This window comes from Shewanella sp. SG44-6 (assembly GCF_014164185.1).
Classification (GTDB): domain Bacteria; phylum Pseudomonadota; class Gammaproteobacteria; order Enterobacterales; family Shewanellaceae; genus Shewanella; species Shewanella vesiculosa.
Window position 1 is genome coordinate 1 of sequence record NZ_JACJER010000185.1, and the last position, 6813, is coordinate 6813.

3 protein-coding genes and 1 pseudogene are annotated in these 6813 nt (G+C 37.6%); 1 reads left to right on the top strand and 3 read right to left on the bottom strand.

Going from position 1 to position 6813, the window contains the following annotated elements; genetic code table 11:
* Positions 1-406: 406 nt before the first annotated feature.
* The 3 genes from H5185_RS23310 to H5185_RS20530 form a co-directional block, all read right to left on the bottom strand.
* Positions 407-1273 (bottom strand): methyl-accepting chemotaxis protein, encoded by an 867-nt coding sequence (locus H5185_RS23310; RefSeq protein ID WP_310741686.1) that lies wholly within the window; start codon positions 1271-1273, stop codon positions 407-409.
* Between the two features lie 21 nt (positions 1274-1294).
* The gene (locus tag H5185_RS23315; protein WP_310741688.1) at positions 1295-2335 is read right to left on the bottom strand and encodes a Cache 3/Cache 2 fusion domain-containing protein; all 1041 of its coding nucleotides are present in this window, start codon (positions 2333-2335) and stop codon (positions 1295-1297) included.
* Between the two features lie 452 nt (positions 2336-2787).
* Positions 2788-4932, bottom strand: coding sequence for a GGDEF domain-containing phosphodiesterase (locus tag H5185_RS20530; RefSeq protein WP_182743032.1), 2145 nt, complete (start codon positions 4930-4932; stop codon positions 2788-2790).
* A 341-nt stretch (positions 4933-5273) separates the two neighbouring features.
* Here H5185_RS20530 and H5185_RS20535 point away from each other — a divergent pair.
* Positions 5274-6232, top strand: a pseudogene (locus H5185_RS20535) (IS3 family transposase); the annotation flags it as partial.
* Positions 6233-6813: the final 581 nt, after the last annotated feature.

Here is a 6813-nt window from a genome sequence, read left to right on the forward strand (position 1 = left end):
AATGATACAGGCACACCAAAGCGCTGACTTAGTGCTTCTATGTGGTGTCGATTTAGCTTTTTTCCTCCTACGGTATTGAGTAACTTACTTACATTACTTTTTGAACCTAATTCAGGAAGATCTGCTATCTATGTTAAAAGTTGGTCAAGCGACTAGAAAACGTTAGCGGTGAACCGAACCAATCAATAGAATTGCTTCATATAATTAAGGTTAATTAAAGTATCAAAGGTAATGATAAACAGCCATTTAGTCATTATCGCTTGATTTTAAACTGGATTAAGATGAGGTATATAATAATTCATCACGATAATGTGCAATCTTACTAAGCACTATTAGCTCGCTTAATAATTTTAATGACATCCCCAATACCCGCTCAAATGGAGCGGGTAAGTACTGTGTGGTTGATTCATTTTACTCTAAAGACTTCAATTTGGCCTTTAATATTCTGCGCTAACGATGTAAGTTCATTGGCCCCTTTAACCGCTTTCGTCGCTCGTTCATCACTGTCAGAAGCAAGAGAAGAGATTGCATGAAGACTAATAGAAACCTCATCAGCAACTGTACTTTGCTCTTTTGTTGCTGCTGCGATACTTGAAGATATCATTGCCATTTCAGCGATATTAGCGTTAATTTGACTTAATTGACTATTAGCCGCATCTCCCTGTTCAACAGAAGATAAACCTAATTCTTGGCACTGTTTCATTTGTGACGTGGTAATTTCAACTTGTTTTTGCAAATTACTAATAGTCGAACTAATGATACTGATAGATTCTTGAGTACGTTTGGCTAACGATCTCACTTCATCGGCAACCACCGCAAAACCGCGCCCTTGCTCTCCAGCACGAGCTGCTTCAATTGCAGCGTTCAGCGCTAATAGATTTGTTTGTTCAGCAATACTATTAATAACTTCAGTCACTTTACTGATTGCCACACTCTCATGGTTGACTCCCTCAATGTTCTTTTGAGTTTGGGTGAGCTGCTCACTCAGCGATTGCATTGCAATTACGACCTGTGTTAATTGCCTGTGTCCATCGTTTGAAGCATTATCGATTTCTTGCGCTTGCAAAGCACCTTGCCCAGAGTTTTCTGCTACATTTTTAATAGATGCAGACATTTCTTCGATGGCTGTTGCAATGTGTTCAGTTTGTTGAAGTAAAGATTTTGCTTCATTTCCGTTAACAGATGCGACTTGTTGACTGTTTTGAGCGTGATGCTCCAAACTCACTACAGATTGTTGCAATGAGTTAATCAGTAAGCACAGATTTGTGGCCATTTTACTGATACTCATTGTTATTTAGTCAACTTCATTTTCGCTATCAGGATCACTTAATTCAAAATGTTGTGATAAATCGCCTTGGCCTAATGTGGCAATTTTTGACTTGAGTCTTTGCAAAGGGCTAATGGCACTTTTAATTACACTGAATAAGAGTGCTGATATTAGAATGATACCGATAACAGCTATGAGCAAATTAAGCTTCAGAATCCCCATACTTTCATCATGTAATTCTGCTTCAAGCACTAAGCCTGTCATAGTCCAATTCCAACCTAAGATTGGTATGGAGTAAGCAAACATATTTTCGCCATTAGAAGATGTATAAAAAAGAGGTTCTCGGTTAGTTAAGATTTTTTCAATTGGCAGTCCATAAAACAGTGATGGATCAAAAGCTGAGTCATTGTTAACGTTTTTGTGAACTATAATGTTATTGTCGGAGTTTCGTATAATTGCGTAGTAGCCTGACTCTTCGAGTATTTGTTGCTTAATGGCCTGCTGGATTTGAGCCACGGACTCAGTAATGTCAAAACCAGTAAACAGAATAGCTATAACCTGCCCTGTATCGCTTTTAAGTGGGCGATAGATAGTCATGTAATCTTTGCCAAACAGTTTTGCATAACCTTGGTAATCTTCGCCCTTGATGAGTCGTTGATATCCAGGATGACCGATGCCTAAATTAGTTCCAGTTGCACGCTCTCCATCTGCTTTTCGAAGTGAAGTAGAAATTCGGGTAAAATCATCTTGATTGCGCACAAAAATAGTTGCAACGCCGCCAGTCAGCTCAGTGTATTTGTCAACTTTGGTGTTAGATGTGTTGATTTGCTCTGTGCCATGCATTAATGATGGAGCTGTGATGTTCGCAATTGGAACTGTAGATCCATCTAGGTACAGTTTTTCGGGATAAAGTGTTCGGAGAATTTCCGCACTACTTTCAGCCAACGCTAACATACTGTCATATTGCAATTTAATTAGTTCTGCATTGCTTTGCATTTGAGCACTAATTGCATTTATAGCCTTGTTATTTAATGTTGTTGATGCTGTTTTATATGAGAAAAATGACATAAGAGCAAAAATTACAATCGAACAAAGTAAAGCGAGCGACCCGATTTGTTTCGAAATTGGCCAATTCTTTTAGTTCATATAATATTATCCCCGTTACTGTAAACAGACTACTTGTTAGCCTATGGTGTTATGAAAGCTTGTCAATAAGGTATATACAACATTTGATGTATATAATTATTTAGAGTTGTTATTCAAAAGCTGGGAATTTTTTAGAAAAAACCATGTTTATCAAACCTTATAAGTCATTAGTTAGCATGTTAGAAATAACATCTTAGCTTATCAGATAACGTAAAAATACGACTTACAAAGTAACAAGAATTCGTCAGTGATGGTGATTACTCTTAATCGAATATGTTTACCACACAAGTGCTGGCGGAAACTATTGTTGAAAAGGAGTTTCCGTAAAATGTTCACGCAAAGTCCAATTCACACTAAATATTAACTCACAAGCTTTATTTACAAATCCAAGGAGGAGACGACTGCCATAACGAAATCCACTTAGGGATTGCGCTTGCTGGCATTGGCCTTGCGATACCGAAACCTTGTGCTAAATGGCATCCCATCTTGAGTAATTGCCGACCATGCTCCTGGGATTCAACCCCTTCAGCTATCACCAAACGACCAAATGCCTTTGATAATTCAATGACACTTTGAACAATGGCCTGATCATCCATATCATCTAACATATCGATGACAAAGGATTGATCGATTTTAATAACATCGGTCGACAGCTTCCTTAGATAACTTAAAGATGAAAACCCCGTACCAAAATCATCTAGCGAAAAACGTATCCCTAACTGTTTACATTGGCTAATAACCTCAGCGATGTGCTGAGTATCTTTAATAATACTGGATTCTAGAATTTCAAATTCAAGCTGACCCGCTTGAAAACTATTATTGAGAAATAACACTTCATTTAATTGATTAATAAAATCTTCATGCTGAAGTTGTAATGGACTGACATTCACACTGATGGGTATGACTATGCCAAGGCGTCGCCATTCATTATGCTGCTTTATAGCCTGGTCAATGACCCATTTACCAAGCTCTATCCCTAACGGCTCTTCTTCAATGTAAGGCAAAAAACGAAATGGTGATAACAGACCTTCTGTCGGGTGTTGCCAACGGATAAGGGCCTCTAAACCTATAATTTCATTAGTTTCCATATTAATTTTTGGTTGATAGAATAACAAAAATTCATTGTTACTAAATCCATTGCTTATATGTTCTAACTCTCGATACTGCAGTTTTATCGCGACATCATTTTCAAAGTCAAATTCATGAATGCAATTCTTTCCAAGCTCTTTAGCCCTATACATGGCTTGATCAGCATGACGAATAAGTATGTCTGAGTAACTATTGTCCTGCGGGAAATATGTCACACCAATACTCACTGTGACAAAAAGGCGTTTGTTTTCAATAATAAATTCCTCTGCGATTGAAGAAAGTATTCGCTGTAATATGTCTCTTGCTTGATGATGACAGTCTAAATCATCAAGAATCAAAACAAACTCATCGCCACCAAATCGAGCAAGTGTATCCCCATCACGTATTACCGTTTTAAATCTATTTGCAACAAGGCAAAGAAACTCATCACCTATATCGTGACCGTAAACATCATTGACCTCTTTAAAACCATCCAAGTCTAAGAAGGCTATCGCTATTTGTTTGTTGTTACGCTGCGCTTTGATAAGCGCTTGCTGCATTCGATCCACTAACAAATTCCTGTTTGGCAAATGTGTGAGTGGGTCATAATTTGCGGCAAACTTTAACTTATCGTTTAACTCTTTTAATACCTGATTACTTTTTTCAAGTTTGCGTTGATCATTTTTTGCGTCGGTAATATCTTGAAATATACCACTTAGCTTTTCAGCGACACCCTCAACATACGTTACATGACAGGTCGTTCTAACATCAATTTTTCGACCTTTAAGAGTATAAGTTTCAAGCTCTAAGTCATAATTCTCACCACGTTGAATAGCAGCATCAAGCGCTTCTAATAATAATATTTTAGAATCGGGTAAAAAATAACTTACTCCCATTTCAACCGTAGGAATAAATTCTTGTGGAGTTGTTTCATAAATTCGGTATGTTTCATCTGTCCAAATCAAGTTATTGTTATGCAAATTGAGTTGCCAACTACCTAGCTTGCCAATCTCTTGAGACTCTCTTAGTAATTCGGTTGTGGTAGCCAGCAGCTCTTCTTGTTTTTTGCGAAAGGTAATGTCTTGGTGCATCCCAATCATTCGTGTCGGTTTGCCTTCTGCATCCCATGCAATCGCTTTGCCTGTAGACAATACCCACACATAATGACCGTTTTTGTGTTTTAAACGAACTTCTAACTCACAAAGATCACTTTGGCCTTGGCAGTGGTAATCATAATTTTTAATCGCCTTAGGCAAATCATCTGGGTGTAATACATCTAACCAGGTTTGGTAATCAACAGGCATTAACTCCGATAAGGTATACCCTATCATCTCAGCCCAACGCTCATTACAAACAAGACCATCATTTTTAACATGCCAATCCCAGACGCCAACTTTAGTCGCATCGATAACTAACTCATTAACCTCTTGGCTTATCGTATTCTTGTACATGGTTTTTATACTATTTTGGATAAAAATAATGGAATTAATCCAGTTCTGTAAACAAGCACTATTTACTTAAATCCGTCAAAAATGACTATTTATTGTTGCTTTTATTTAAATTTTAACGAAAAGATACACTTCAATATAAGGTACGATTTATTTTTTATCAATTTTAATCAATTGGTTATTGAGGTTAACTATTAAAATTTGGAAATCCGAAGGAGTCAAAGTGGCTCCTTCTGCTAGTTTAAGTGCTTTTGGTCGATATCGACAAACACATTTTTGTGTTGTGGTTGAATTAGCCGGACACTTCAATAAAGGAATATAATAATGCCATTATTGAGGTGAATATGACTAAACGAATAAATAAACAATATCCAGATGATTTTAAACAAGAAGCTGTCGCTTTGGTTCTTGAACAAAATTACACGATAGTGCAAGCGGCAGCGTCTTTAGGTATTACAGATAAAATTCTTTATAACTGGGTGGCTAAACACAAAAAGCTAACTCAAGGCGATACATTATCTGTAGATGAACGCACCGAACTTATGCTGTTACGCAAAGAGAATAAACGCTTATTGATGGAGCGCGAAATACTAAAAAAGGCCAGCGCCTTCTTTGCGAAAGAAATGAAGTAAGGTATTCATTTATCAATACTCTTAAGTCGAAATATCCTATTTCGATGGCGTGTAAAGTGATGCAGGTTAGTTCGTCAGCGTATTACGTTTGGCTTAAAAAGCCTGGTGAACTTATCACTGCTGACACTCTAGAGCTATTTCGTCGAGCTAAAGCATTATTCAAAGCCAGTCGAAACAGTCTAGGTAGTAGAGAGTTAGCTAAAGCGCTACGCAAAGAAGGGTTTAGCATTACTCGTTATCGCACTATTAAGTTAATGGCGCGATTGAAACTGGTGGTCACGCAACGTCTGGCTTATAAAGTCACCACAAAGCGTAAGCACAGTGATAGCGTGGCTGATAATTTGCTTAATATGAATTTTAATCCTGTAGGGCCAAACCAAGTCTGGGCAGGTGATGTGAGTTATCTTAAAACTGGCGAAGGTTGGTTATATCTTGCAGTTGTAATGGATTTGTATTCTCGCAGAATCGTCGGCTGGCATATCTCTAAGCGCATGACGAGAAGCTTAGTTGAGAAAGCATTTTTGAAGGCTTACAGCTTGCGAAAACCACCAAAGGGCTTAGTGTTTCATAGCGATAGAGGTTCTCAATATACTAGCAAAGGCTATCGGCGCTTATTAACCAAATTTGACTGCCGAGCAAGCATGGGGGACGTGGGAGCGTGTTGGGACAATCAATAGAGCTTATTAAAGAATAAATTTGCATGACTCTGACATCGATATTGGAGTCTAAGGCTGGAAATCTGTGCAAATTTCGAATAGCTACAGAAATCCAGTCCATGCTAAAACATATAAGGTTCCATTGATTTTTTCCTTGCTTGTTTGCGTACGCTTTTAGGACGAATTGATTTTTATCATTAACCAAATCTGTGAAAGCAGTAATTTTTTATCATCAATATCAGCCAACATATACATTCCCATTACAAATTCTGCGGGGTGAGTTTCATTTTTGCTGTTCATTATTTTCAATGTGTCAAAACTACCAGATTATCCGACAGTTTATCTAGTTGGATAACTCATTGAATGAGATGGTACATCTTTCTGATCGGCCCGTCCGTTTATCTTCTGGCATTAGGAAATGTAGGACAAAGGAAAAATGGTTACCTAATCAATTAGGAGGTTGAAACTCACTTTGGGGCATAAACAATTTACATGTCTAGGCTCATTACTGGACAAAAATAAGTTTATTGACGCAATAAAGTTTGTACAGTAGAAGATAAGTCGAATCCATTTAACATTATGGATATGAGGCATGA

Bases quoted from the DNA above. Each gene is read 5' to 3' on its own strand.
- H5185_RS23315 (WP_310741688.1), bottom strand. From the start codon at position 2,335: ATGTCATTTTTCTCATATAAAACAGCATCAACAACATTAAATAACAAG.
- H5185_RS23310 (WP_310741686.1), bottom strand. From the start codon at position 1,273: ATGGCCACAAATCTGTGCTTACTGATTAACTCATTGCAACAATCTGTA.
- H5185_RS20530 (WP_182743032.1), bottom strand. From the start codon at position 4,932: ATGTACAAGAATACGATAAGCCAAGAGGTTAATGAGTTAGTTATCGAT.